This window comes from Dactylosporangium sucinum (assembly GCF_014647515.1).
In the GTDB taxonomy this organism is placed as follows: domain Bacteria; phylum Actinomycetota; class Actinomycetes; order Mycobacteriales; family Micromonosporaceae; genus Dactylosporangium; species Dactylosporangium sucinum.
Genome location: NZ_BMPI01000023.1, coordinates 90,345 through 115,749 on the forward strand (window position 1 = coordinate 90,345; position 25,405 = coordinate 115,749).

Below are 25,405 nucleotides of genomic sequence, written 5' to 3' on the forward strand. Positions count from 1 at the left end.
CGTGCCCGACCGCCCCGCCATCCAGGTCCGTGGGCTCCGCAAGGCCTACCGGTCCCAGACCGTGCTCGACGGCGTCGACCTCGACGTCCCGGCCGGCACCGTGTTCTCGCTGCTCGGCCCGAACGGGGCCGGCAAGACGACCACCGTCAACGTCCTCACCACCCTGATCCGCGCCGACGCCGGCGAGGCGTTCGTCGCCGGGCACAGCGTCGCCGCCGCGCCGGCCGCGGTCCGCGCCGCGATCGGTGTCACCGGCCAGTTCTCGGCCGTCGACAAGCTGCTCACCGGCGCCGAGAACCTGGCCATGATGGGCGACCTGCAGCACCTGCCGCGGGCCTGCACCCGGCAGCGCGCGGCCGAGCTGTTGGAGCGCTTCGACCTGGCCGACGCGGCCGGGCGGCGTGCCGGCACCTACTCCGGCGGCATGGTCCGGCGCCTCGACCTGGCGATGAGCCTGATCGGCGAGCCGCGCGTGCTGTTCCTCGACGAGCCGACCACGGGCCTCGACCCGCGCAGCCGGCGCACCCTGTGGCGGATCATCCGCGGCCTGGCCGACGGCGGCGTGACGGTCTTCCTCACCACGCAGTATCTCGAGGAGGCCGACGAGCTGGCCGACCGCATCGCCGTGCTCGACCGCGGCCGCCTGGTCGCCCAGGGCACCCCGGCCGAGCTGAAGCGCCTCGTGCCCGGCGGGCACGTCAGCCTCCAGTTCGCCGACGCGGCCGGGCTGGCCGCCGCCGCCCGGGCGCTCGGCGACCCGCCGGCCAACCCCGACGCGCTGACCCTGCAGGTGCCCTCCGACGGCTCGGTCGCCGCGGTGAAGGCGCTGCTCGACCGGCTCGACGGCACGACCGTGACCAGCCTGTCGATCCACACCCCCGACCTCGACGACGTGTTCCTCGCGCTGACCGCAGAGCAGGTGACCGCGTGAGCGGATCCGGAGCGAAGCGGAGGAGGCCGCTCATCATGGGCTCAGTGTGGAGCTCAGGCGGCCGGAGCGAAGCGGAGGACGCGTGAGCGCGCTGGCCTATGCCCTGACCGACTCCTCGACGATGCTGCGGCGGGTGCTGCGGCACACCACCCGCAACCCGTCCACGCTCATCATGTCGATACTGCTGCCCGGGGTGCTGCTGCTGTTGCTGAACTACGGGTTCGGCGGCGCCATCGAGACCGGCGGGGTGCGGTATCTCGACTACCTGATCCCCGGGATCATCATGATGGGCGCCTGCTACTCGGTGAGCGCGACGGCGGTGTCGGTCGCCACCGACGCGAGCGAGGGCATCATCGACCGCTTCCGGACCATGGCGGTGGCCCGGTCGGCGCTGATGACCGGGCACGTTGTCGGCAGCCTTCTGCGCAGCCTGTTCGGGACGAGCCTGGTGGTACTGGTGGCGCTGGCCCTCGGCTACCGCCCGACCTCGGACCCGCTGCGCTGGCTCGCCGTGGCCGGGCTGGTGACCCTGCTGCTGTTCGCGATCGCCTGGCTGGCGGCCGCGATCGGGCTGGCCACGGGCAACGCCACCGGCGCGGCCAGCGCGTCCGCGATCTTCCAGATCCTGCCGTTCCTGTCCGGCGCGTTCGTGCCCACCGAGACGATGCCGGGCTGGCTGCAGGCGTTCACCGCCAACCAGCCGATGACCCACATCGTGGCCGCCCTGCGCGGCCTGCTCAACGACGCCCCGGTCGGCGACCACGCCTGGATCGCCGTGGCCTGGTGCGCGGGCACCGCGCTGCTCGGCGTCCTCTGGGCCCGCTCGGCCTACAACCGTCGCGCCACCCGCTAGCGCGCCGTCGCCGCCGTCCGTTACGCGGGGGGCGGGGCGGCGGCCAGGCCGGTGCAGCGGCGCAGGTCGATGAAGCGTTTCGTCAGGGCCGACGCCGCGGTGCCGGTCAGGAGCCTGGGCCGGCCGGTGTCGCTCACCACCGCCGGGACCAGCTCCGCCTTCACCACCGACCGGCCGTGCACCTGGACCCGCAGGACGCCCGTGTCGGCGGAGCCCACGTACCAGACGAAGTTGCCCAGGCCGTAGGCCACGTACGTGCGGCCCAGCCAGCCGTCGCCCTGCAGGACGTGCGCGTGGGCGCCGATGATGAGGTCGGCGCCCGCGTCGGCCAGCGCCGCGGCGAAGCTCTTCTGGTCCTTGTTCGGGCAGGAGTCCCGTTCCGTGCCCCAGTGGTTGAAGACCACCACCAGGTCGGCCTGTGAGCGGGCCGCCCGCACCGCGGCCACCGCGCGGTCCACGTCCCACGCCAGCGCGATGCCGGGCGTCGTCGGGCCGGCCTTCCAGGACTCGGCCAGCGTGTGGATCTGGCTGAAGCCCACGATCGCCACCCGCACGCCCTGCACCGGGAGGATCAGTGGCGCGTACGCCTCGTCGATCGTGCGCCCGCCGCCGAAGACCGGCATGCCGGCCGCCGACGCGGCGTCCAGCGTGTCGGCGAAGCCCACGCGGCCGTAGTCGAGCGCGTGGTTGTTCGCGATCGACACGGCGTCGACGCCGGCCGCCTTGACCGCCTCGTACGCCGTTGCCGGGGCGCGGAAGTGGAACTCCTTCGGCTCGGGCGTGCCCCGCGTGGTGATCGCCGTCTCCAGGTTGACGACGGCGAGGTCGGCGGCCGACAGCACCTCCGCGACCGGGCCGAACGCGGTCGCCGGGTTCTTCAGCAGGCCCGCCGTGCGGCCGGTGAAGTGCACGTCGCCGCCGAAGGCGAGGGTGAGGTCGACTGGCGCGGCCGCGGACGGAGACGGTGCCGGTGAAGCGGACGCAGACGCGGATGGTGACTGCGACACCACAGCGGGTGGCGGCGGCGTGCAGCCACCCAGCAGTACCACCGACGCCAACAGCACCCGAAGCCGCACAGCGGACAGGTTACTTCGCGGGCGTGCCGGCCGAGACGGCGCGCAGGCCCTCGTACATCGCGGCCGCCACCTTCGCCGGCGTCTGCTGGAGGCGGGAGCTGTCGACGTACAGCTTGCGGTAGCCGGTGTTGGTGTAGATCGTGCCGCCCGCGTCCAGCAGCGTCTTCTGGTCCTTCGCCGACATCATCTCGCCCGGGTTGGCCACCAGCCAGTTCAGGTTCGCGGTGTTGTGGAACGCGAGCAGGATGCCCTGCGGGATGAAGCGCTCGCCGAGCGGGACCTGCGCGTAGGGGTACACCTCGATGAGGTTCTTCCCGGCGGCGGCGACGGTGAAGGATGCGTCGGTGACGAGCTTGGCGTAGTCGGCCTTCGAGATCATCGTCTTGATCATCAGCAGGGCCAGGCCGACCTGGTAGCCGGCGAGGGTGCTGTTGATCGTGTTCTTGTCCGGGACCAGGCGGCCGATCGGCTCCTTGGCGCCCCACAGCGGGCTGGTGTCGAGCCGCTCCATGTTGAAGCACAGCTCGTCGACCACGTACTCCTGGCCCGTGACGCTGGAGCGGGGCAGCGCCGGGACGATCTCCGGGTGGGCGTTGGCCCGCGCCCAGTCCAGGTACGCGCCCAGCTCCACCCGCTGCGCGACGCGGGCCGCGGCCAGCTTCGGCTCGTCGTCGAAGGCGATGCTGTCGGCGGCCGGGAACCGGTAGTTGCTGGCATACTCGGCGAGCTTCCGCATCGGGTCGGCGGCGGCCGTGGGACTGGCGGCGGCGGACGGGGCCGGAGCAGACGCCGGGCCGTCTTCGGAACCGCAGCCGGCGACGACCGCCGTCGCGCCGAGCATCGCCAGAAAGCCGCGACGATCCATGCCGAGAGTCCTCCACAGAGCAGAATGCACAGTCGCCACCGATCCTGCCGACCGGGCGCTCCGGAACGTCATCGCCCGATCAGCCGCCGGTGGTGGATCCTGACCGAACGAACGGCGGATTGACTGGGCCCTGACCCGGCTGCGCCGGCGGGCCGGCCCGGCACGCGGCGCCCGGCTGACCCGCGCCCGCCTGGCCGTCGAGCGCCGCCGCTCGGGCGCTTGCTCCGTTCAGGCTCATTGACAGGAGTCTTCACAGAGTCGTACTGTCGCAGCGCTTACTCGGTTCAGTAACGTAACTGAACCGAACGACCGGGCGCCGCCTCGTCCGGCCGGGAAAGGAGTGTTCCCGTGCGTTTGCCCAGACTCGGGCGCGGGCTCGCGGTGGTGGCCGTCCTCGCCGCCGCCCTGCTCGCCGCGCCGACCGCACCCGCCCAGGCGTTCCCCGCATCGACGCGGGCCGCGCTCGTCAACTACCTGCAGAGCATCTCGGGGCAGTACACGATCACCGGCCAGCACAACCGTGAACCCAACTCCGACCCGACCAAGTGGACCCGGGTCGCCCAGCAGCTCACCGGGCAGACGCCCGGGCTGTGGGGCGGCGACTTCCTCTTCCAGGCCGCCGACGTCGCCGCCCGCCAGACGATGGTCAACGAGGCGATCCGGCAGTGGCAGGGCGGCTCGCTCGTCGCGCTGACCTGGCACATGTGCCCGCCGACCGTCGGCTCGACGTGCGGCTGGGACAGCAACGGCGTGCTCGCCCACCTCTCCGACAGCCAGTGGAGCCAGCTCGTCACCGACGGCACCGCGCTGAACACCGCCTACAAGAACCGGCTCAACGAGGCCGTGCCCTACCTGCGGCAGCTGCAGAACGCCGGCGTGCCGGTGCTGTGGCGGCCCATCCACGAGATGAACGAGGGCTGGTCCTGGTGGGGCGGGCGGCCGGGCGCCAACGGCAGCCGCAAGCTGTTCCAGATCACCCGGGACCACTACACCGCTCAGGGGCTCACCAACCTGGTCTGGGTCTGGAACGTCAAGGACGTCAACATGGGCTCGATCGGCGACTACTGGCCGGGCGCGTCCGCCGTGGACCTCGCGACGCTCGACATCTGGGTCAAGCTGGCCCCGAGCGCGAGCGACTACCAGGCGATGCTCACCGTGGCCGGCGGCAAGCCGATCGCGCTCGCCGAGGTCGGCCAGGTGCCGAGCGTGGCGCTGCTGCAGGCGCAGCCCCGGTGGACCTACTTCATGGTGTGGGCGGAGTACCTCACGGACCCGGCCTACAACAGCAATGCCGCGGTGCAGAACACGTACTTAAACAGCCGGGTGCTGGTGCGGGGCGAGTTCACCGTGCCGGGCGCGGGTGGCGGTGGCGGCTCCGGGACCGGCCCGGTCGTCGGGCTGGCCGGCAAGTGTCTCGACGTGGCCGCGTCGGGGACCGCCAACGGGACGAAGATCCAGCTGTACACCTGCAACGGCACCGGCGCCCAGAACTGGACCGTCGGGGCGGACGGGACGCTGCGGGCGCTCGGCAAGTGCCTGGACGTGGCGGGCGGCGTCAACGCCGACGGCACGAAGGTGCAGCTGTGGGACTGCGTCGGCAACGCCAACCAGCAGTGGTCGCGCAACGGGCAGCGGCTGGTCAACCCGGCGACGGGCCGATGCCTCGACGTCACCGGGCAGAACAGCGCCGACGGCACGCAGATCCAGATCTGGACGTGCAACGGCCAGACCAACCAGAACTGGACGCTGCCCGCCTGAGCCTGTTGTGGCGGCTTGATCGGGTGCCGTCTATCGGGGTGACGCCGTGCTGTCGCGGACGACCAGCACGGCGTTGCCCGCCCGCACGCTGCGGGGTGGTCCGCCGTCGAGCCACTCGAAGAGCAGCCGCGCGGTGCGCATGCCGTAGTCGGCGATGTTGCGCTGCAGGACCGTGAGCGCCGGGTGCACGACCTGGCACAGCGGCGAGTCCTCCCAGGCCATGATCGAGACGTCGGCGGGGACCCGGACGTCCATCTCGGCGGTGACGCCGAGCCCGGCCAGGGCCATCAGGTCGTTGTCGTAGACGATCGCGGTCGGCCGGTCGGCGGCGCTGAGGATGCGGCGGGTGGCCTGGGCGGCGGCCTCGCCGGTGTAGTCGGCGGCCACGGTCCGCACCTGCAGCAGTCCCGTGGCGTCGAGCGCGGCGGTGCGGGCGGCGGTGTGGGCCAGGTCGGCCGGCCCGCTGATGCGGACGACCCGGCGGTGGCCGAGCGCGGCGAGGTACCCGGCGACCTTCCCCGCCCCCGCGTGCTCGTCGGTGCTGAGGTTCGCGAGCCCCGGCAGCGGCGCGCCCCCGCCGGCGACGACGGCCGGCAGCCCCAGCTCGCGGACCGCGTCGAGGCGGGGATCGTCGACGCGGAGATCGCACAGGATGACCCCGTCGACCCGCCGCTCGGCGTGCCACCGCCGGTGGATCGCCACCTCCTCGGCGCCGCCCTCGACGAACTGCAGCGCGAGCCCGAACCCGCGGGCGGACAGCTCCACCTGCAGCCCGGCGACGAACTGCCGCCGGAACACCTCGCTGCCCAGCGCCGCCGTGGTGCGCCGCAGCGTGAGCCCGATGACGTCGGCCCCGGCGCCGTGCATGGCCCTGGCGGCCCGGTGGGCGGTGAACCCGAGCTCCTCGGCGACCTCCCGGATGCGCTCGCGCACCTCGTCGGAGACGCCGGGCCGGCCGTTGAGCGCGTACGACACGGCGACCCGCGAGACACCGACGCGCCGCGCGATGTCACTCATCGTCGGCCGCCGCCCCGCCATCCCCGCCCCCGTTCCGTCCACCCCGGTCGTGCGCAACGAAGCGTAACCGCTTCACCTCGCGGATGGTGACGCCGCCGGGCCTGCGGCCGGGCGCGTCGCGGGCGGACCGGCGGCCACCGGCTGCGCGAGGCGAGTCGGGCCGTGCGGGTCAGCGCGGTGGTGGGGCGATGCTGTCCCGGAGCAGGAGGCGGGGCGTGGCGTCCTGGAAGTCCTGCGCCGGGGCGCCGGCCAGCAGTGACAGCAGGACGCGGGCCGCGTTGGCGCCGTAGGCGTGGACGTCGCGGGACAGGGCGCTCAGGGCCGGGTACGCCATCTCGCACAGCTGGGAGTCGTCGCCCGCCACGATCGACAGGCGGCCCGGGACGTCCACACCCAGCTTGCGGGAGACGTGCAGGCCCGCCGTCGCCATGATGTCGTTGTCGAACATGATCGCCGTGGGGGGCTCGGCCGCCGTCAGGAGGCGCTCCGTGGCCCAGGCGCCGGCCTCCCAGGTGTAGTCGGTGTCGACCACCTCGGCCGACGTCAGGCGGTGGCGCCCGGCCGCCGTGCGGAAGGCCGCCGTGCGGATGCGGGTGTGCTCCAGGGACACCAGGCCGCCCACCCGGGCGATGCGGCGGTGGCCGAGGCCGGCCAGGTACGCGACGGCGTCCGTCAGCGCGGCCGCGTCGTCGCTCCACACGGCCGGCATGCTCGTGCCCGGTCGCGGGTGGCCGACGAGGACGCCGGGCAGGCCCAGGCGGTCGAGCGCCGCCACCCGGTCGTCGTCGACCCAGAGGTCGGTGAGGATCGTGGCGTCGATGCGGCGGGCCGCCCACAGGGACTGCAGGGCGTCGACGGCGCGGTCGTGGTCGCCGACGACCTGCAGCACCAGCGCCGTGCCCGTCGCCGAGAGCTCGGTCTCCAGGCCGGCGATGAACTTCATGTAGAACGGCTCGACGCCCAGCGTGGCCGCGTCGCGGGCGATCACCAGGCCGATCGCCTCGGCGCGCGCCACCGACAGGTTGCGCGCGGCCGCGTTGGGCTGCCAGCCCATCTCGCCGGCGATCGCCAGGATGCGCTCGCGGGTGGCGGCCGAGACGCCCGGGCGGTCGTTGAGCGCGAAGGAGACGGCGCCCTTGGAGACGCCGGCCGCCTCGGCGATGTCGCTGATGGTGGGGCGCTTCACCGGCGTTGTCCCGCCTCGGCGGTGTCGCCGGCAGGGTGGCGCTTCACAGGCTTCCTCGCGGTGCGGCCGTCATCCTCCCATTGTCCGCCATGGTGCCGGTCACTTCGTGGCACCCGAGGTGAAGCCGTTGTAGATGAACCGCTGGAGCAGCAGGAACAGCAAGAGCGTCGGCACGATGACCAGGATCGCACCGGCGGAGATCGTCTCCCAGTGGGCGCCGAACGGGCCCTTGAACCGGAACAGCGACGTCGAGATGGTGCCGAGCCCCTCCGAGGGCATGTACAGGAACGGGATGTAGAAGTCGTTGTACACGAAGATGCCCTTGATGATCACGACGGTGGCGATCGCCGGCTTGAGCAGCGGCAGGATGATCGTGCGGTAGATCTTGAAGGCGGACGCCCCGTCGAGCCGCGCGGCCTCATCGAGCGACACCGGGATGCCGCGCATGAACTGCACGAAGATGTAGATGGCCACGATGTCGGTCCCCATGTACAGCAGGATCGGCGCCCACCGCGAGTCGAACAGCCCGAGCCGGTCGACCACCTGGAACGTCGTCACCTGCGTCGTCACCCCCGGCACCAGCGTGGCGACGAGGAACGCACCGACGACGAGCTTCTTGAACCGGAAGCGGAACCGGTCGATCGCGTAGGCGGCGAGCGTCCCGACGACGATCGTGCCGGCCACCGACACCAGCAGGATGACGGCCGTGTTGGCGAACGCCGTGAGCATCTTGCCGTTGGCGAACGCGGTGACGTAGTTGTCGAAGTTGAGCCAGTTCCGCGGCGGCGCGAGGGTGTCGCCCGACGCCATCTCCTCGGGCGTCTTCAGCGAGGTCAGGAACACGGTGACCAGCGGCAGCAGCACGACGATCGACGCTGCGACGAGGGAGAGGTACCGCAGGGTGCCGAAGACGGCGGCGCGCGCGTTCACGTCAGGTCGGTCCTTTCCTCCGGTACCAGCCGGCGCTGGACCCAGGTGATCAGCAGGACGATGAGGAGCAGCACGACGGCGGCGGCCGAGGCGAGCCCGAACTTGTTGAACTGGAAGGCGAGTTTGATCGTCTGGATGACGAACGTCTTGCTCTCGCCGGCGCCGCCCGTCATCACGAACGGGATCTCGAACACCGACAGCGAGCCGGAGATCGCCAGGATCACGCTCAGGCTGATGATCGGCCGGATGCCGGGGGCGACGATGTGGCGGAAGACCTGCCAGCGGTTCGCGCCGTCGAGCTCGGCGGCCTCGTAGAGCTCGCCCGGGATGGCCTGGATCGCGCCGAGGAACAGCACGAAGTTCAGGCCCAGGAACCGCCACACGGACACGCCGGACAGCGAGGCGTTGACCAGGTCGGGGTCGCCGAGCCAGAGCTTGTCCGGGTGCGCGCCGAACAGGGCGAGCACGGAGTCGAGGGTGCCGTGCGGGCGGAAGAAGTACAGGAAGACGAACGAGACGGCGACGCCGTTGATGAGGTACGGGAAGAACAGGATGCCCTTGAAGAGGCCGCGCAGCCGGGTGTTCAGGCTCAGGATGAACGCGAAGTAGAGCGCCACCACGATCTGTACCGCGGCGGCGGCCAGGTAGTAGAGGCTGACGAAGAAGACCTGGAACAGCTCCGGGCGGGTGAACAGCTGCACGTAGTTGTCGACGCCGACGAAGGCGGGGTCGGCGCCGAGGCCGTCCCAGTCGGTGAAGCTGTAGCCGACCATGCTGCCGACGGGGATGTACGTGAACGAGATGAGCAGCGCGAGGGCGGGCAGCAGGTACAGCCAGGGCATGAGGGCGGCGTTGACCCGGCTCAGCCGGGCCGGGCGCGCGCTGCTGGGCGGTCCGGCGGGGGCGCGCCGGGCCGGTGGTGCGTCGATCATCGGGTCTCCTTCTGGCGAGTGCGGGCCGGCCCGGGGTCGGCGGGCCGGCCCGCATCCGGTGGGGCCGTCAGCCGGCGGTCTTGGCGGCTTCCTGCCAGCGCTTCGACAGGTCGGCGAAGATGGCCTCGGGCGTGCCGGGGGCGGCGCCGCGGGCGGTGTCGACGAGCTTCTGGCGGTAGTCGGGCTTGCTGATGCCGACCTCGGAGGCGTTGTCGATCTTCGTCAGCTTGGCCGACTCGGCCTGGGACAGCTCGATGAACTGCACGCCGGCGTCGGTGAACGGCTGCAGCGCCGGCGGCATCGGGGCGCCCTTGACGGCGGAGACGGCCTGATTGACCGCGGCCGAGTCGGACTTCTCGATGAACCAGTCGAAGAACGCGCGGGCGGCCGGCTTGTTCTTGGAGTGGGTGTTGATCGCGTACTGGTAGTCGGGCGCGACCACCGAGCAGAACTTCCCGCCGACCTGCTTCGGGAACGGCATGTACCCGATCACGCCCGGGTCCTTGCCCGCCTTCTTCGCCGCGTCCTGCATCTGCACGATGGCCCACGACCCGAGCCACATCGTCGCGATCTTCCCGGTGGCGATGGCCCCCTTCGAGTCCTCCCAGTTCGTGGTCGTCGGGTCGGTCTCCGACAGCTTGTTCTTCACGATGTCGTACAGCAGGCTGTCGCCGGTGCGCAGGTCGCTGCCCTGCGCCCACGGGTCGCTCGCCGCGAGCTTGTCGTTGGCCTTGGGGTCGCAGGTGACCGAGCCGACGACCGAGGACCAGGAGCTGAGCGGCCAGCCGTCGTGGTAGTTGGTGTAGTACGGCGTGGCGGAGGTCTTCGCCTTGATGGCCTGCAGCGCCGCGACGAACTCCTCGGGCGTGGTCGGCCACTTGGTGACGCCGGCCTGGCTCCAGACGTCCTTGTTGTAGACGAAGCCGTTGACGTAGGCGAACCCGGCCACGCCGTAGACCTTGTCGCCGACCTTGGCCTTGTCGGTGTAGTTGTACTTGGCGGCCAGGTTGCCGGCGCTGCCGAGGGAGGCGAAGTACTTCGGGTAGTCGTCGGTCGACACGGTGTTCGGGATGAGCAGGACGTCACCGTAGTTCTCGGTGTTCATCCGGATCTTGACTTCGCCCTCGTAGTCGGTGACGCCCTCGAACTTGACGTTGACCTTCGGGTAGGTCTTGCGGAACTCGTCGGCGTACTTCTGCATCGTCCCGTCGGTGACCAGGTCGGTGCGGTTGGTGAGCACCGTGATGTCGCCGGAGACGGCGTTGGGATCGGTGGGTGACAAGGCTTCGTCCGACGAACCGGCCTTGCTCGAACCGCCGCAGCCGGCCGCCGCGAGGGCGGTGGCGGCCAGCACGGCGACGAACGCTCTTCTCAACATGGGGTGCGCTCCATTCGGGACCTAAAGCGGTTTAGTTGAGCGATGGCAATATGGCACCGCGTCCGCGCGGCCGGGAAGCCCCCGTTACCGAACCGTTACCGCGGGATGGCACCCGCGTTGCACCGCCCCAAGCGCGTCGATCTTGCAGTTGTGGTGGCGACAAATCGCCTTGAGATGGGGTGTTCCGGGCACCACAGGTGCAAGATCGACGCGAAGGTGGCGGGCTGGGGTGGGTGTGGGGCGGTGTTACGAGGCGGGGTGGCGGGCGGTGCTGCCGCGGGGAGTCAGGTGGGCCGGGGCGCCGTGGGCGCTCTCGACCGGGGCGCCCGCCACGGCCGCCAGGAGCATGCGGGCCGCGGCCACGCCGTAGCCGCCGATGTCCCTGGTCAGCGCCGTCAGCGACGGGTGCAGCAGGCGGCAGATGGGTGAGTCGTCCCAGGCGACGATCGACAGCTCCGACGGCACCGCGATGCCCAGCTCGTGGGCCACCGTCAGGCCGGCGACGGCCATCACGTCGTTGTCGTAGATGATCGCGGTCGGGCGGGTCGTCGCGGTCAGGAGGCGGCGGGTGGCCCGCGCGCCGGACTCGCCGCTGTAGTCCGTCGGGGCCGTCACCGCCTCGGCCAGGGACAGGCGGGCGCAGACCTCGGTGAACGCCCGCGTGCGGATCGCCGTGTGGGCCAGCTCCGGGATGCCGCCGACGCGGGCGACCCGGCGGTGGCCGAGGGCGGCGAGGTACTCGACCGCCTCGACCATCGACTGCGCGTCGTCGGACCAGGCGCTGGGCAGGCGGCCGCTCACGTCCGGCGGGCCGATCACGACCGCCGGCAGGCCCAGTTCCTCCAGCACCGCGATGCGCGGGTCGCCGGTGCGGACGTCGCAGACCAGGACGCCGTCCACGCGGCCCTCGCTGAACCAGCGGCGGTAGAACGCCAGCTCCTCGTCGCGGCTCGGGGCCATCTGGAGCAGCAGCGCGTACGACTGGCGGGACAGCTCCAGCTCGACGCCGCTGATGAGCTCCATGAAGAACGGCTCGATGCCCAGCGTGCTCGGCGGGCGCTGCAGGGTCAGGCCGACGACCCGGGCCTTGGCGCCGGCCAGCGCGCGGGCGTTGCTGTCGGCGTGGAAGTTCAGCCGGTCGGCCACGGCCAGGATGCGCTCGCGCGTGGCAGGGGAGACGCCGGGCTGGCCGTTGAGCGCATACGAGACGGCGCCCTTGGACACCCCGGCCTCGCGGGCGATGTCGGCGATCGTCGGTCGTTTCACGGGCGGCCCGCCTTTCTCGGTTCACCGATGCTAGCCGCCGCGCAGCCCGCTGTCGCCCTCGAACGATCCCAGACGTTGACAGCCACCGCGACCCGCGGCTACGTTGAGCGCCGCTTACTCGGTTCAGAGGCAAAGGGACTCCCATGTACCGCTCGCTGCATCACGGCTGGACCGTCGCGCCCATCGGCCGGGAGGAGCCGGCCGAGACGCCCGCGACCGTGCCCGGCTGCGTGCACACCGACCTGCTCGCCGCCGGCGCCATCCCCGACCCGTACGCGGACGACAACGAGCTGCGGCTCGGCTGGATCGGGCGCACCGACTGGCGGTACAGGACCTCCTTCGACTGGCAGGACGAGGGCTTCGACCGCGTGGACCTGGTGTGCGACGGCCTCGACGCGGTCGCCTCGGTGTGGGTCAACGGCACCGAGGTGGGCCGCACGCAGAACATGCACCGCCGCTACCGGTTCGACGTCACCGGCCTGCTCCGGCCGGGCGCCAACGAGCTGCGGGTCGACTTCACCGCCCCCTACACCTACGCGGAGGCGGAGGCCGGACGGCTCGGCGCCCGGCCCGGGCCGTACGCCGAGCCGTACCCGTTCATCCGCAAGATGGCCTGCAACTTCGGCTGGGACTGGGGCCCGACGCTGGTGACCGCCGGCATCTGGCGCGCGATCGGGCTCGACTCCTGGTCCGGGGTGCGCATCGCCGAGGTACGGCCGAGCTCCCGCACCGACGGCGTCGACGTCGGGATCACCGTCGAGCGCGCGGCCGAGGGCGCCGTCGAGGTGGCCGCCACCGTCGGCGACGTGCGGGTCGAGGGCAAGCTCGCGCCCGGCCAGGCCGCGACGACCCTGCGCGTGGACGTGCCCGGCGCCCGGCTGTGGTGGCCCCGCGGGCACGGTGAGCCTCACCTGTACCCGCTCGTCGTCACGGCCGGCGACGACAGCCGGACGACCCGGGTCGGCCTGCGCAGCGTCGAGCTCGACCCCGACGCGTTCCGGGTCAGCGTCAACGGCGAGCCGGTCTTCCTGCGCGGCTTCAACTGGATCCCGGACGACACCTTCCCGGCCCGCACGACCGCCGCCGACCTGCGGGAGCGGTTCGGCCAGGCGATCGACGCCGGCGCCAACGCGCTGCGCGTGTGGGGCGGCGGCGTCTACGAGTCCGACGCGTTCTACGCCCTCGCCGACGAGCTGGGGCTGCTGGTCTGGCAGGACTTCCCGTTCGCCTGCGCCGCGTACCCCGAGGAGGAGCCGTTCGCGAGCGAGGTCGAGGCGGAGGCGCGCGACAACATCGCCCGGCTGATGGGCCACCCGAGCCTGGTGCTGTGGTGCGGCAACAACGAGAACATCGAGGGCCATCAGCACTGGGGCTGGCCGGCCGAGCTTGACGGCCGCAGCTGGGGCGCCGGCTTCTACTACGACCTGCTGCCGCGGCTGGTCGCCGAGCTCGATCCGGGCCGCCCGTACTGGCCGGGCAGCCCGTACTCCGGCGCGCCCGACCGCGACGTGCACGACCCCGCCACCGGCACCGTCCACATCTGGACCGTCTGGGGCTCGCGGGACTACACGCACTACGCCGACTACACGCCGCGGTTCGTGGCCGAGTTCGGCTTCCAGGGCCCGCCGACGTACGCGACGCTGCGCGCCGCCGTCAGTGACGAACCCCTGGCCGCCGACTCGCCCGGGGTACACCACCATCAGAAGGCCGTCGAGGGCAACGAGAAGCTCCTGCGCGGGCTCGGCGACCATCTGCCGGCACCGGCCACGTTCGACGACTGGCACTACTTCACGCAGCTCAACCAGGCGCGGGCCATGTCGTTCGGGGTCCGGCGGTTCCGGGCGCTGATGCCGTACTGCATGGGCACGCTCGTCTGGCAGCTCAACGACTGCTGGCCGGTCACGTCGTGGGCGGCGGTCGACGGCGGGCGGCGGCGCAAGCCGCTGTGGTACGAGCTGCGCCGCGCCTACGCCCCCCGCCTGCTCACCTTCCACGAGGACGCCGTCGCGGTCGTCAACGACACCGCGACGCCGTGGACCGGGCTGCTGCGGCTGACCCGGCGCGCGCTCGACGGGACGGTCCTCGACGCGGTGTCGCTGCCGGTCTCGGCCGGCCCGCGGGCGGTGGCCTCGGTGGCGGTGCCGTTCGCGGCGGGCGACGTGCGGCGGGAGCTCTTCGTGGCCGAGCTCGGCGCCGCGCGGGCGCTGCGGTTCCTGGCCGAGGACCCGGTGGTGGACTACCCGCCCGCCGAGCTGTCGACCGAGGTCACGCCGGTCGACGGGGGCTGCGCCGTGCGGGTCGTCGCGCACACGGTCGTGCGGGAGCTGGCGCTGTTCCCGGACCGGCTGCACCCGTCGGCGGTTGTCGACGATCAGCTCGTCACGTTGCTGCCGGGGGAGAGCGTGACGTTCACCGTGCGCAGCGACGTGCCGCTCGACCCCGCGGCGCTCGTCGCGCACCCGGTGCTGCGCTGCCTCAACGAGGCCCGGCCGTGACCCGCGCGCTCGCGGTCGACGGCGCGGCCGCGCTCGCCCTGGCGGCGTCATGAGGCCAGGTTTCCGCTGGGGCGTGGCCACCTCGGCGTACCAGATCGAGGGCGCCGCCGCCGAGGACGGCCGCGGACCGTCCATCTGGGACACGTTCAGCCACACGCCGGGCGCGATCGCCGACGGCGGCACCGGCGACGTGGCCTGCGACCACTACCGCCGCCTCGACGAGGACCTCGGCCTCCTGAGCCGCCTCGGCGTCGACACCTACCGGTTCTCGGTCGCCTGGCCGCGGGTCCAGCCGACCGGCACCGGCCCCGCCAACCCGGCCGGCCTGGACTTCTACGACCGGCTGGTCGACGGCCTGCTGGCGCGCGGGATCGATCCGTGGCTCACGCTGTACCACTGGGATCTCCCGCAACCGCTGGAGGACGACGGCGGCTGGCCGGAGCGCGACACCGCCCACCGCTTCGCCGAGTACGCCGGCCTCGTCCTGGACCGCCTCGGCGACCGCGTCCCCGTCTGGACCACGCTCAACGAGCCCTGGTGCGTGGCGATGTACGGCTACGCCGACGGCATCCACGCCCCCGGCCGCCGCGACTTCCCGGCCGCGATCCGCGCGGTGCACCACCTCCTGCTGGGCCACGGCCTGGCCGCGGCGCGGATCCGGGCCCGGCCGGTGCGGGTCGGCATCACGCTGAACCTCGCCAACACGCTCCCGGCCCCGGGCACCACCGGCCTCGACGACGAGATCCGCCGCTTGGACGGCCTGTCGACCCGGATGTACCTCGACGCGTTGGTCCACGGCCGCTACCCGGACGACGTCCTGCGGGACCTCGCCGCGCGCGGCGCACCGCTGCCGGTCGAGGACGGCGACGCGGCCCTGATCGCGGCCCCGCTCGACGTCCTCGGCGTGAACTACTACTTCGACACGGTGCTCGGCGCGGACGGCACCGAGGTCCGGGCGGGCCCCGTGACGGGCATGGGCTGGCCGGTCACCCCGCACGGCCTGACCGCGCTGCTGCTGCGCCTGCATCGCGAGTACCCCGGGCTGCCGGTGGTCGTGACGGAGAACGGCACGGTCATGCCCGACGACGCCGACCGCACGGCGTTCCTGTCCGCCCACGTCGACGCCGTCGAGCGGGCGGTCGCGGCGGGCGCCGACGTGCGCGGCTACTTCGTGTGGACGCTGCTGGACAACTTCGAGTGGGGTCACGGCTACGGGCCCCGGTTCGGCCTGGTCGAGGTCGACCACGCGACCCAGCGCCGCACCCCGCGCGGCAGCTTCCACTGGTACCGCGCCCGGATCAGCGGCTGACGGGTGCCGTCCGGCGGGGACCACCGCGGCGGTGCGGGCGGCATTCCCGGACGAGGTCTTCAAGGTCGACACCGGCACGGCCCAGGGCACCCTCGTGGCGGCGGTCGGCGTGCCTGCCGAGCGCGACTGCGGCAGTAGGTTCAGCCCGCGTCGCGGGCGAGCAGGTCGTCCAGGGACTCCCGGCGGACCAGGACCCGGGCGCGACCGCCGGCCACAGCGAGCAGCGCCGGGCGCCTGACCAGGTGGAAGTTGGTGGCCCGGGCGTGGTGGTAGGCGCCGGTGCCGGCGACGGCGAGCAGGTCGCCCGGGTGCACGTCGGCGGGTAGCTCCGCGTCGGGCACGACCACGTCGTCGGCGTCGTTGTGCCGGCCGACCACCACGGCCGGCCCGGCGGCGGCGCGGCCGGTGCGGCCGATCAGCACGGCGCTGTGCCGGCTGCCGCACAGCGCGGTGGCCGGGCAGTCCGTCATCCCGCCGTCGACGGCGACGAGCCGGTCGCCGGCCTGGGTCCGGGTCACGGCGAGGACGCGGTACACGGTCACGCCGGCCCGGGCCACCACGGCCCGGCCGGGGGAAACGGTGAGCCGGGGCGCGGGCAGGCCGTGCCGGCCGGCCTCCAGGTGCAGCACCGACCGCATGCGGGTGGCGAACCCCGCCAGTGCCAGGTCGAACTCCTCCGGGCGGTAGGCGACGGCGTGCCCGCCGCCGAGGTTCAGCCGCTCCGGTGCGACGCCGTGCGCGCGGTACATGACGGACGCGAACTCGCACAGCCGGCTGATCTCCCGTTCGTACTGGCTGAACCGGCTGAGCTGATGCCCGATCGAGCAGTCGTAGCCGGCCAGCCGCAGCCCGGGCTGGCCCGCGATCCGGGCGACGGCCGCGGCCGCCTCGCCGCCGGCGACCCGCAGGCCGAACCGGCGGTCCGGCCCGTCGACGATCCTGAGGAGCACCCGCTGTCCCGCCGGCGCGGTCGCCGCGAGCCGGGTGATCTCGCCCATGGACTCCACGACGACAGTACCGACGCCGGCGCGGTACGCGACGTCGAGATCCTCGGGGGACTTCGCGCTGCCGTAGAGCACCACCCGCCCCATGTCGAACCCGGCGCGCTCGGCGACCCGGACCTCCCCGGCCGAGCCCGCGTAGAGCCCGAGGCCCTCGGCGGCGATCCAGCGGGCCACGTCGACGGTCAGCAGGGCCTTGCCGGTGTACGCCACGTCACCGGCCCCGAAGGCGCCCGCGTAGGTGCGGCAGCGCTCGCGGACGTCCTCCTCGTCGAGGACGAAGGTGGGTGTACCGTGCTCCGCCGCGACGGCGGCCAGGCTGACCCCGCCGGCCCGCAGGTCACCGGCGTCGCCCCAGTGGGCGGTCCGTGGCCAGACGCCGGTGTCGAGGCGGGCCGGCAACGACGAGCGCAGCGAGGGGATGATGTCGGTGAGCGTCATGCGGTCAACGCTGGCACCGCCGCTCCGGCCCGCCCAGACGTCCTGACGCAATCCCTACGCCGGCCCGCGTGAAGATTTCGTCAGGATCGCCGGCCCGGAGGGTGTCGTGGCCCACCCGGCTGAGCCGTGCCGCCCGCCTCCTCCTCGCCGAGGCCGCAGAAGTGATCGTGCGATGAGTTTGACCGTCGCCGGCGGTCCTACCCGTGTGGAGATCTCGCTGGCGCTCGGCCCGGTGGTCGCGCGGTCCGACATCGGCGGGCTGTGCGCCGGGCTCGCCGAGCGGCTGCGCGGCGGGCCCGGCGGCACCGTCGTGTGCGACGTGGCCCGGGTGGCCCGGCCCGACGTGGTGACGGTGGAGGCGCTGGCCCGGCTGCGGCTCACCGCCCGCCGGCTCGGGTGGCGGCTGGTCGTCACCGGGGCCGGGCCGGCCCTCGTTGAGCTCGCCGGGCTGCTCGGGCTAGTCGAGGTGGTCCGGGAGGCCGAAAAGTGGGAACAGCCGGGCGGTGTCCAGGAAGTTGTTGACGCCGGCGATCCGCCCGCCTGACAGCTCCAGCACGATCAGCGCCCAGGGGCCGGTCGTGCGGTACTGGCCGAACGCCGGCATGCCGTTGGCCACGACCGGGACCAGGCGCGAGCCCTGGCAGCCGGAGCCGGTGCCGGCCATCCAGGCGCGGATGTCGGCGGGGCCGCGCAGCCACAGCGGGAGCGGCGGCATCGACAGGGTCGCGTCCTCGTGCAGCAGCGCGGTGAGCGCCTCGAGGTCGTACGCCTCGAACGCCTTGACGTAGCGGCCGAGGAGCGCCCGCTGCTCGTCGTCGAGCGGCCGGTGCACGTCGGCGGTGACGTCCGCGGTCGCCAGGGTGGCCCGGGCCCGCTGCAGCGCGCTGTTGACGCTGGCCACCGAGGTGTCGAGCAGCTCGGCCACCTCCTGCGCCGACCAGGCGAGGACCTCCCGCAGGATGAGCACCGCACGCTGCCGCGCCGGCAGGTGCTGCAGCGCGGCGACGAACGCGAGCCGGACCGACTCGCGCCCGGTGACGACGTCGGCCGGGTCGGCGCGCTCCGGCAGCACCCGGTCGTCGGGCACCGGGCCGACCCAGATCTCCTCCGGGCGCGGCTCGCCCGGGTCGGTGGCGGTCCCCGAGCCGGCCGGGCCGAGGTCCATCGGGCGGATCCGGCGCTGGGCGCTGGTCAGCATGGTCAGGCACACGTTGGTGGCGATGCGGTACAGCCAGGACCGCAGTGACGAGCGGCCCTCGAACTGCTCGGACCCGCGCCACGCCCGCACGAACGCCTCCTGCACGGCGTCCTCGGCGTCGAAGGCGGAGCCGAGCATCCGGTAGCAGTACCCGGTCAGCTCGGCGCGGTGCGCTTCCAGTTCGGCGGTGTTCACGATGCCCAAAATATCTTCCGGCGGGACCGATGAGTTACGGGCGGCGGCCTGGTCTGCACCGATGACGGTATGACAGCCACGCTGAGGAGCGCACGATGACCTACGCCGACGTCAACGGGATCAACCTGTACTTCGAGACGCACGGGACGGGGCGGCCGCTGGTCCTGCTGCACGGCGGCCTCGGCTCGGGCGAGATGTTCGCGCCCATCCTGCCGGCGCTGACCGACCACCACCAGGTCATCCTGGTCGACGTCCAGGGCCACGGCCGCACCGCCGACATCGACCGGCCGCTCGACGTGCGGCTGATGGCCGACGACGTCGCGGCGCTCATCGACCACCTCGGGCTGGACCGCCCGGACGTGGTCGGCTACTCGCTCGGCGGCGGCATCGCGTTCAACGTCGCGATCCGGCACCCGGAGAAGGTCGGGCGGCTGGTCGCCGCGTCGGCGAACATCCGCCGCTCGGCCATCTACCCGGACATGCTGGCCCAGCAGGGCCAGGTGAGCGCGGCGGCCGCCGAGTTCATGAAGGAGACGCCGATGTACGAGGCGTACCAACGGCTGGCGCCCCGCCCGGAGGACTTCCCGCGCCTGCTGGACAAGATCGGCCAGGCGATGGCGCAGGACTTCGACTTCACCGAGGAGGTGCGCGGCCTGCAGGTGCCGACCCTGGTGGTCGCCGCGGACGCCGACATGGCCCCGCCGAGCCACTTCGTCGAGGTCTTCAACCTGCTCGACGGCGGCCTGCGCGACGGCGGCTGGGGCGGCGAGGGCCGGCCGAAGGGCGGCCACGCCCTGGCGATCCTGCCCGGCCTGACGCACTACGACCTGTTCATGTCCCCGCTGTTCGCCACCGCGACGCTCGCGTTCCTCGACCAGGACCGCTGACCGCCCTGTTCCTGGACGTTGGCCGGTCTATCACGGGGTAGATCGGCCAACGTCCTGTTCCCGGCGGAGGGGCCGGCAAGGGACGCTACGAGCGGTCGGCGTCGTAGTCCATGCGGGGCATGCCGTACTCGTCGACGACGCGCACCGACGGGGCGTCCGTCGACGCCACGTAGAGCTGGGACGCCTTGAGGTGCGCGCGCGTCACGCGGCCGGCCAGGTCGGCGTCGCCCGCCTCGATGGCCTTGAGGATCGAGTCGTGCGCCCGCAGCACCTCCCGGCGCAGCTCCACCGACGGATAGCTGGCCTCGTCGGCCGCCCGGCGGGCCCAGCCGCGCTCCTGGACGCTCCAGATGCTCTCCATCATCCCGGCGAACATGCGCAGCGTCTGGTTGCCGGCCGCGTCGACGAGCGCCTCGTGGAACTTGACGGAGGCGCCGGTGAACGCCGGGCCGTCGGCGACGACCGCCTCGGCCTCGTCGTTGAGCTCGCGCAGGCGCTGGCCGACGGCGCCGTGGTCGTCGCGCAGCGCGGCCTGCTCGGCGCAGAACGGTTCGAGGAGGTTGCGGGCCGTGGCCAGGTCGGTCAGCGGGATCGAGCGCGAGTGCAGCAGGAGGCCCATGTGGTAGGCCGCCGAGTGGGCGGTGGGGCTGCGCACGACGATGCCGCCGACCTTGCCGCGGCGCACCGTCAGCAGCCCCTCGGTCTCCAGGATGCGGATCGCCTCGCGCAGGCTCGGCCGGCTGGCCGGGAACTCCTGCAGCAGCTGCGCCTCCGGGGGCAGCTCGGCGCCGTCGACCAGGTCGCCCTCGAGGATGCGCAGCCGCAGCTGCGCCGCCACCGCCTCGGCCACGCGCGGGGTGCGCAGCGGCATGCGATGCTGGCGCCCGGGCAGCTCTGACATCTCGGACTCGGACACTAGAGGGTCTCACCGCCGTCGACGAAGATGGTCTGGCCGGTGATGAAGGACGCGAGGTCGCCGGCCAGGTGGACGGCCAGGGCGCCGAGCTCGGCGGCGTCGCCGGTGCGGCGCATCGGGATGCGTTCGCGCAGCCAGGCCTGGCCCTCGGGGCTGTCGTGCAGTGCCTTGGTCATGCTGGTGCGGAAGTGCCCGGGCGCGATCGTGTTCACCGTGACGCCGTACGCGGCCCACTCCTTGGCGAGCGAGCGGGTCAGCTGCAGCAGCGCGCCCTTGGCGACCTGATAGCTCACGGTCAGGTTGGCCGACCGGGCCACGCTGCTCGACGCGATGTTGATCACCCGGCCCCGTCCCTGCGAGAGCATGCCCGGCACGAACGACCGCACCAGGTGCAGCGAACCGCGCACGTGGGTGTCGAGCACCGAGTCCCATTCGTCGTCGGTCATGGCGACGCTCGCCGGGCCCGAGCCGGGCTGGCCCACCGGCCCGTCGGTCGGCAGCGGCACGACCGGCTTCTTCACCAGGTTGCCGGCGTTGTTCACCAGGATGTCGACGACTCCGACCTCGCTCAGCACCGCGTCCCGTAAGCGGTCCAGGTCGTCAGGTTGCCGGATGTCGGCCGGGAAGGCAACCGCCCGGCCCCCGACGGTCGCGACGAAGTCCTCCAACTCGGCGGCGTTGCGCGAGACGACGCAGACGGTGGCACCCGCCTCCACGAACGAGGTGGCGATCGCGCGGCCCAGCCCGCGCCCGGCCCCGGAGACGAGCGCGCAACGATTGGCCAGTGAGCTCATGACCTTCCCTTCGGCAGTCCCAGTGCGCGTTCGGCGATGATGGTGCGCTGGATCTCCGACGTGCCACCGTAGATCGTGGCGCCGAGCGAGTCGAGGCGCTCGTCGAAGTACGCCGGGTCGTCGAACGCGGCCGGCCCGGCGACCTCCAGCGACAGCAGCGCGGCCCGCTGGACCGACTCGGAGCCGAGCAGCTTGAGGATCGTCCAGGCCTGCGACGGCACGTCGGCCCAGCGCTGGGCGGCCGTGCGCAGCCCGGTGAGGCGCAGGCTCTCGGTGTCGGCGAGCGCCCGGCCGAGCCGGACCAGCTGCGCCTCGGACAGCTCGCCGGCGTGCAGCGTCGGCGCCAGCGCGCGGTTCGCCTCCAGCCAGGTGTTCAGCCAGATCATGTCGCGCTCGTGCTCCAGGCTGGCCATGGCCACGCCCCAGCCGCCGTTGAGCAACCCGAGCAGCGCGTCCTCGGGCACCTTGACGTCGTCGAGGAACACCTCGCAGAACGACTCGATCGCCTCGCCCGCGGTGCGGATCGGCCGGACGGTCACGCCCGGGCTGCGCATGTCGAGCACCAGGCACGAGATGCCGCGGTGCGGCCGGGCCTCCGGGTCGGTCCGCACGTACAGCGTGCACCAGCGGGCCTCGTCGCCCTGGGTGGTCCACACCTTCTGGCCGTTGACCGTGAACACGCCGTCGGCGAGGACGGCGCTCGTGCGCATCGACGCGAGGTCCGAGCCGGCGCCGGGCTCGGACATGCCCAGCGCCCACACCTCGTCGCCGCGCGCGGCCGGCCGCAGCAGCCGCGCCTGCTGGGCCGGGGTGCCGAACGCGCGGATCGCCGGGGCCGCGACCCCCGCGCCCTGGATGTTCAGCAGGCGTGGCACGCGGCGGCGGGCGCCGGTCAGCCGCACGGCGAGCGCCTCGGGCCCGGACAGCTCGCGCCCGCCCTCGTCGCGCCCCCACTCGGGGATGAGCCACCCGGCGTCGAACGCGGCGGCCTGATAGTTCCTGCGCAGTTCGAGATCCCGGCGGTACCGCTGGTACTCCGCCTCGTAGTCGGCCGGCAGCACCTCGTCGAGAAAGTCGTCGAACGCCGTCATCGGGCCTCCCGGGCAGCCGCCAGATACAGGTCGTCGGGTGTCCCCAGCAGCCCGGCCGTCTGGTGCGCGCGGCGCAGGAACAGGTGACAGTCCGCCTCGAAGGTGACCCCCATCGCGCCCATGAGCTGGGTGTACCGCGACGCGACCCGCACGGCGGCCTCCGCGGCCACCGCGTTGGCCAGCAGCGGCGACGCCTCGCCCAGCGCGGCGCCGTAGGTGAGGCTGCGGGCCCGCTCGACCTCCACGTACGCGTCGGCGAGCTGGTGCTTGACGGCCTGGAAGGCGCCGATCGGGTGCCCGAACTGCCGGCGGGCCTGCGCGTGAGCGACGGCCGCGTGGAGGGCGCCGGCCGCGGTACCGACGAGGTCGGCGCTCAGGCAGACCCGGCACTCGGCCAGGGCCGTGTCCAGCTCGACGGCGCGCTCGGCGAGGCAGGCGGCCCCGGTGAGCCGGTACGCCGGCAGCGGCCGGGAGGGATCGATCACCGTCGTCTCCTGGACGAGGTCGACCCCGTCGGCGCGCGGGTCGACGACCACGACCCAGGCACGCTCGTCCCCGGCGACGACCAGCGTCAGGGTGGCGGCGCCGAGCCCGCCGAGGACGTGGGCCCGCTCGACGCTGCACCGCCCGTCCGCGACGGTGCCGCGGGCGAGCGCGAACCCGGCGGGCGCGGCCCGGAACTCGGCCCGGTGCACCCCGGCGGCGAGCTGCGCGCGGGTGGCGAGCGCGGACGGCAGCAGCCCCGGCGTGAGGAGCGTGCGCCCGGCGGCCTCCAGCACGACGGCGAGGTCGATGAGGCGGCCGGCGCCGCCGAGGTCCTCGGGGACGGCAATGTCGGGGTACCCGCCGTCGAGCAGCACCTTCCAGCCGTCGTCGGGCGGTGCCGTCCCGGCGTCGATCGCGGTCCGTATCGCCTCCGGCCCGCGCAGCGCGGCGAAGTGCGCCCCGGCGGCCTCATCGAGGGCCCGCGCGTCGTCGTCCGGCGCGAGCAGCGTCCAGTCGGTCATGATGGCCAGGCGCCTCCCTCCAACCCGTGCAAGCACGCTATATCATTTAGATGTTAAGACGCAACGACCCGCGAGCCGGACGGGTGCGGGCGTGCCAGAATGCGGCGCATGGACGACGTGCGTTCCACCGCCGAGCTGCTCGCTCGCGCCCGGCGAGTTGTCGTGTTCACCGGGGCCGGGATGTCGGCCGAGTCCGGGGTGCCGACCTTCCGCGACGACCTGACCGGGCTGTGGGCGCGGTTCGACGCCGAGCAGCTCGCCACCCCGGAGGCGTTCCACGCCGACCCCGACCTCGTCTGGGGCTGGTACGAGTGGCGGCGGGCCCGCGTGCGGCGGGCCGTGCCCAACCCGGGGCACCTGGCCGTCGCCGCCATCGAGGCCCGGATCCCGCACACCGTCGTCATCACCCAGAACGTCGACGACCTGCACGAGCGGGCCGGGTCCCGGGAGCCGGTGCACCTGCACGGCAGCCTGTTCGCCCCGCGGTGCATCGGGGCGGCGCCGCACCCGGCCTCCGTCGGGGAGCCGGCGGACGATGACGGGGGCCGGATCCCGCCGCCCCGGTGCGCCGAGTGCGGGGCGCTCGTGCGGCCGGGCGTGGTGTGGTTCGGCGAGGCGCTGCCCGGGGACGCGCTCAGCGCGGCCGTCGACGCCGCCGCGCGCTGCGACGTGCTGCTGACCGTCGGCACGTCCGGGGTCGTGTACCCCGCCGCCGAGATCCCGCGGGTGGCCGCCCGCGCCGGGGCCGCGGTCGTCCAGGTCAACCCGGAGCCGACGCCGCTCGATGCCGTCTGCGCGGTCAACCTCCGCGGTACCGCCGCTCAGACGCTCCCGGCGCTGGTGTCGGCGGCCTGGGACGGCAGCCGCCAGACCAGCGGGACGCCCGTGTCGGCGCCGGAGTAGTCGTCCTCGACCTCCAGCAGCTCGGCCATCCGGGCCTGCCAGGGCACGTTCGCCGGGTGGTCGCGCAGCGCCGCCCGCATCGCCGCGTAGTCGTCGACGTCGACCAGGTGGAACAGGTCGCGCCCGGAGCGCCAGATGCGCCAGTCGCGCACGCCGGCCGCCCGCAGCGCCGCGTCGAGCTCGGGCGGGATGACGGCGTGCACGGCGTCGTACTCGGCCTCGCGGCCCGGCTTGAGCCGGGTGTGCAGCGCCACCTGCGGCATGCGATCGCCTCCCAGCGTGGGTCAGCGGCGCCGGGCCCGCAGCACCGCGTCGTGGATCGTAACCTCCCCGCCGTGCTCGGGATGCGCGACCGTCCGCGGCCGCGCATCGGCGGCCTGCACTTCCCAGGCGCCCGGGTCGAGCGCGGCGGCGAGCTCGTCGGCGGTGAAGAACAGCTCCGGCACGTCCGGCCGCGGCACGACACCGACGTCGGACGGGTGGTGGCCGGCGATGAGCAGCGTCCCGCCCGGCGCCACCGCCTCGGCCAGCCGCGCGAACAGCGGCTCCCGCAGCCCGGCCGGCACGTGGACGAACCCCGCGGTCACCAGGTCGTACCGCCCCGGCTCCGGCACCCACGACAGCACGTCGGCCCGCACCCAGGTGGCCTCGACCCCGGCCGCCCTCGCGTGCTCGGCCGCCCGCTCCAGCGCCGTGGGCGAGATGTCGGCCCCGGTGACCCGCCAGCCGCGGCGGGCGAGCCAGATCGCGTCGGCGCCCTCACCGCAGCCGACGTCGAGCGCCGCGCCGGGCTCGAGGCCCGCGACGTCGCTGACCAGGTGCGCGTTGGGCCGCCCGCTCCACAGCGCGCCGCGGCTGCGGTACCGCTGCTCCCAGTAGTCCTCGGTGAACATCTCGATCGTCATGCGGTTGAATCTGCCCCGCGCCCGGCCGGCTCGGCGAGTTTTGTTGCCGGTTCGGCGAACCACGGCTCGCC

24 protein-coding genes are annotated in these 25,405 nt (G+C 73.3%); 8 read left to right on the forward strand and 16 right to left on the reverse strand.

The window, feature by feature from the left end:
- Position 1: 1 nt before the first annotated feature.
- Together IEZ31_RS23620 and IEZ31_RS23625 are read left to right on the forward strand one after the other, a co-directional pair.
- The gene (locus tag IEZ31_RS23620) at positions 2 to 931 is read left to right on the forward strand and encodes an ATP-binding cassette domain-containing protein (RefSeq protein WP_190252126.1); all 930 of its coding nucleotides are present in this window, start codon (positions 2 to 4) and stop codon (positions 929 to 931) included.
- Between the two features lie 82 nt (positions 932 to 1,013).
- The gene (locus IEZ31_RS23625; RefSeq protein ID WP_229835776.1) at positions 1,014 to 1,784 is read left to right on the forward strand and encodes an ABC transporter permease; all 771 of its coding nucleotides are present in this window, start codon (positions 1,014 to 1,016) and stop codon (positions 1,782 to 1,784) included.
- Positions 1,785 to 1,804: 20 nt separating this feature from the next.
- Here the strand turns inward: IEZ31_RS23625 and IEZ31_RS23630 are convergent, their stop codons facing one another.
- Together IEZ31_RS23630 and IEZ31_RS23635 are read right to left on the reverse strand one after the other, a co-directional pair.
- Entirely contained in the window at positions 1,805 to 2,860 is a 1,056-nt protein-coding gene (locus IEZ31_RS23630) for a CapA family protein (RefSeq protein WP_229835777.1), read from the reverse strand.
- Positions 2,861 to 2,870: 10 nt separating this feature from the next.
- The gene (locus tag IEZ31_RS23635; RefSeq protein WP_190252127.1) at positions 2,871 to 3,725 is read right to left on the reverse strand and encodes a twin-arginine translocation signal domain-containing protein; all 855 of its coding nucleotides are present in this window, start codon (positions 3,723 to 3,725) and stop codon (positions 2,871 to 2,873) included.
- A 348-nt stretch (positions 3,726 to 4,073) separates the two neighbouring features.
- On the opposite strand from IEZ31_RS23635, the gene IEZ31_RS23640 reads away from it, so the two are divergent.
- Positions 4,074 to 5,483, forward strand: coding sequence for a lectin (locus IEZ31_RS23640; protein WP_229835778.1), 1,410 nt, complete (start codon positions 4,074 to 4,076; stop codon positions 5,481 to 5,483).
- A gap of 30 nt (positions 5,484 to 5,513) precedes the next feature.
- On the opposite strand, the gene IEZ31_RS23645 is transcribed toward IEZ31_RS23640, so the two are convergent.
- The 6 genes from IEZ31_RS23645 to IEZ31_RS23670 form a co-directional block, all read right to left on the reverse strand.
- Positions 5,514 to 6,521 (reverse strand): LacI family DNA-binding transcriptional regulator, encoded by a 1,008-nt coding sequence (locus IEZ31_RS23645; RefSeq protein ID WP_190252128.1) that lies wholly within the window; start codon positions 6,519 to 6,521, stop codon positions 5,514 to 5,516.
- Positions 6,522 to 6,669: 148 nt separating this feature from the next.
- Entirely contained in the window at positions 6,670 to 7,686 is a 1,017-nt protein-coding gene (locus tag IEZ31_RS23650; RefSeq protein ID WP_190252129.1) for a LacI family DNA-binding transcriptional regulator, read from the reverse strand.
- A 99-nt stretch (positions 7,687 to 7,785) separates the two neighbouring features.
- Positions 7,786 to 8,616, reverse strand: coding sequence for a carbohydrate ABC transporter permease (locus IEZ31_RS23655; RefSeq protein WP_190252130.1), 831 nt, complete (start codon positions 8,614 to 8,616; stop codon positions 7,786 to 7,788).
- Positions 8,613 to 9,548 (reverse strand): carbohydrate ABC transporter permease, encoded by a 936-nt coding sequence (locus tag IEZ31_RS23660; RefSeq protein ID WP_190252131.1) that lies wholly within the window; start codon positions 9,546 to 9,548, stop codon positions 8,613 to 8,615. Before IEZ31_RS23660 ends, IEZ31_RS23655 begins: the two co-directional genes overlap by 4 nt.
- 67 nt (positions 9,549 to 9,615) lie before the next feature.
- On the reverse strand, positions 9,616 to 10,926 hold the full coding sequence (locus tag IEZ31_RS23665) for an ABC transporter substrate-binding protein (RefSeq protein ID WP_190252132.1): 1,311 nt from the start codon (positions 10,924 to 10,926) through the stop codon (positions 9,616 to 9,618).
- Positions 10,927 to 11,172: 246 nt separating this feature from the next.
- Positions 11,173 to 12,192: a LacI family DNA-binding transcriptional regulator gene (locus IEZ31_RS23670; RefSeq protein ID WP_190252133.1), complete on the reverse strand. Its 1,020-nt coding sequence runs from the start codon at positions 12,190 to 12,192 to the stop codon at positions 11,173 to 11,175.
- Positions 12,193 to 12,335: 143 nt separating this feature from the next.
- Here IEZ31_RS23670 and IEZ31_RS23675 point away from each other — a divergent pair, with 143 nt between their 5' ends.
- Positions 12,336 to 14,687, forward strand: coding sequence for a glycoside hydrolase family 2 protein (locus IEZ31_RS23675; RefSeq protein ID WP_190252134.1), 2,352 nt, complete (start codon positions 12,336 to 12,338; stop codon positions 14,685 to 14,687).
- A gap of 49 nt (positions 14,688 to 14,736) precedes the next feature.
- Positions 14,737 to 15,996: a GH1 family beta-glucosidase gene (locus IEZ31_RS23680; RefSeq protein WP_190252135.1), complete on the forward strand. Its 1,260-nt coding sequence runs from the start codon at positions 14,737 to 14,739 to the stop codon at positions 15,994 to 15,996.
- 140 nt (positions 15,997 to 16,136) lie between these two features.
- Here IEZ31_RS23680 and IEZ31_RS23685 read toward each other — a convergent pair whose 3' ends face one another.
- Positions 16,137 to 17,438 carry a diaminopimelate decarboxylase family protein gene (locus IEZ31_RS23685; RefSeq protein WP_190252136.1) on the reverse strand — a complete coding sequence of 434 codons (1,302 nt, stop codon included), beginning with the start codon at positions 17,436 to 17,438 and terminating at the stop codon, positions 16,137 to 16,139.
- Between the two features lie 172 nt (positions 17,439 to 17,610).
- On the opposite strand from IEZ31_RS23685, the gene IEZ31_RS23690 reads away from it, so the two are divergent.
- Complete coding sequence (locus IEZ31_RS23690; protein ID WP_190252137.1) at positions 17,611 to 17,982, forward strand: STAS domain-containing protein; 372 nt, start codon at positions 17,611 to 17,613, stop codon at positions 17,980 to 17,982.
- Here IEZ31_RS23690 and IEZ31_RS23695 read toward each other — a convergent pair.
- Positions 17,896 to 18,831 carry a sigma-70 family RNA polymerase sigma factor gene (locus IEZ31_RS23695; protein WP_373294672.1) on the reverse strand — a complete coding sequence of 312 codons (936 nt, stop codon included), beginning with the start codon at positions 18,829 to 18,831 and terminating at the stop codon, positions 17,896 to 17,898. The two genes, IEZ31_RS23690 and IEZ31_RS23695, sit on opposite strands and share 87 nt — an antisense overlap.
- A 95-nt stretch (positions 18,832 to 18,926) precedes the next feature.
- Between IEZ31_RS23695 and IEZ31_RS23700 the strand changes: the two genes are divergently transcribed.
- Positions 18,927 to 19,718, forward strand: a complete 792-nt coding sequence (locus tag IEZ31_RS23700) for an alpha/beta fold hydrolase (RefSeq protein ID WP_190252138.1) — start codon at positions 18,927 to 18,929, stop codon at positions 19,716 to 19,718.
- Positions 19,719 to 19,803: 85 nt separating this feature from the next.
- On the opposite strand, the gene IEZ31_RS23705 is transcribed toward IEZ31_RS23700, so the two are convergent.
- Genes IEZ31_RS23705 through IEZ31_RS23720 form a run of 4 tightly spaced genes read right to left on the reverse strand, consistent with a single transcriptional unit; the run spans position 19,804 to position 23,526 of the window.
- Positions 19,804 to 20,619, reverse strand: a complete 816-nt coding sequence (locus IEZ31_RS23705; protein ID WP_190252139.1) for a FadR/GntR family transcriptional regulator — start codon at positions 20,617 to 20,619, stop codon at positions 19,804 to 19,806.
- Between the two features lie 14 nt (positions 20,620 to 20,633).
- The gene (locus IEZ31_RS23710; RefSeq protein WP_190252140.1) at positions 20,634 to 21,428 is read right to left on the reverse strand and encodes an SDR family NAD(P)-dependent oxidoreductase; all 795 of its coding nucleotides are present in this window, start codon (positions 21,426 to 21,428) and stop codon (positions 20,634 to 20,636) included.
- Positions 21,425 to 22,519 carry an acyl-CoA dehydrogenase family protein gene (locus IEZ31_RS23715; RefSeq protein ID WP_190252141.1) on the reverse strand — a complete coding sequence of 365 codons (1,095 nt, stop codon included), beginning with the start codon at positions 22,517 to 22,519 and terminating at the stop codon, positions 21,425 to 21,427. The genes IEZ31_RS23710 and IEZ31_RS23715 overlap by 4 nt, the downstream gene beginning before the upstream one ends.
- Positions 22,516 to 23,526, reverse strand: coding sequence for an acyl-CoA dehydrogenase family protein (locus tag IEZ31_RS23720; RefSeq protein WP_190252142.1), 1,011 nt, complete (start codon positions 23,524 to 23,526; stop codon positions 22,516 to 22,518). The genes IEZ31_RS23715 and IEZ31_RS23720 overlap by 4 nt, the downstream gene beginning before the upstream one ends.
- A 108-nt stretch (positions 23,527 to 23,634) precedes the next feature.
- Here IEZ31_RS23720 and IEZ31_RS23725 point away from each other — a divergent pair, with 108 nt between their 5' ends.
- Positions 23,635 to 24,429: an SIR2 family NAD-dependent protein deacylase gene (locus IEZ31_RS23725; protein WP_190252143.1), complete on the forward strand. Its 795-nt coding sequence runs from the start codon at positions 23,635 to 23,637 to the stop codon at positions 24,427 to 24,429.
- Here the strand turns inward: IEZ31_RS23725 and IEZ31_RS23730 are convergent.
- On the reverse strand, positions 24,348 to 24,692 hold the full coding sequence (locus tag IEZ31_RS23730) for an L-rhamnose mutarotase (protein WP_190252144.1): 345 nt from the start codon (positions 24,690 to 24,692) through the stop codon (positions 24,348 to 24,350). The genes IEZ31_RS23725 and IEZ31_RS23730 overlap by 82 nt on opposite strands.
- Before the next feature lie 21 nt (positions 24,693 to 24,713).
- Entirely contained in the window at positions 24,714 to 25,334 is a 621-nt protein-coding gene (locus IEZ31_RS23735) for a class I SAM-dependent methyltransferase (protein WP_190252145.1), read from the reverse strand.
- Positions 25,335 to 25,405 lie beyond the last annotated feature (71 nt).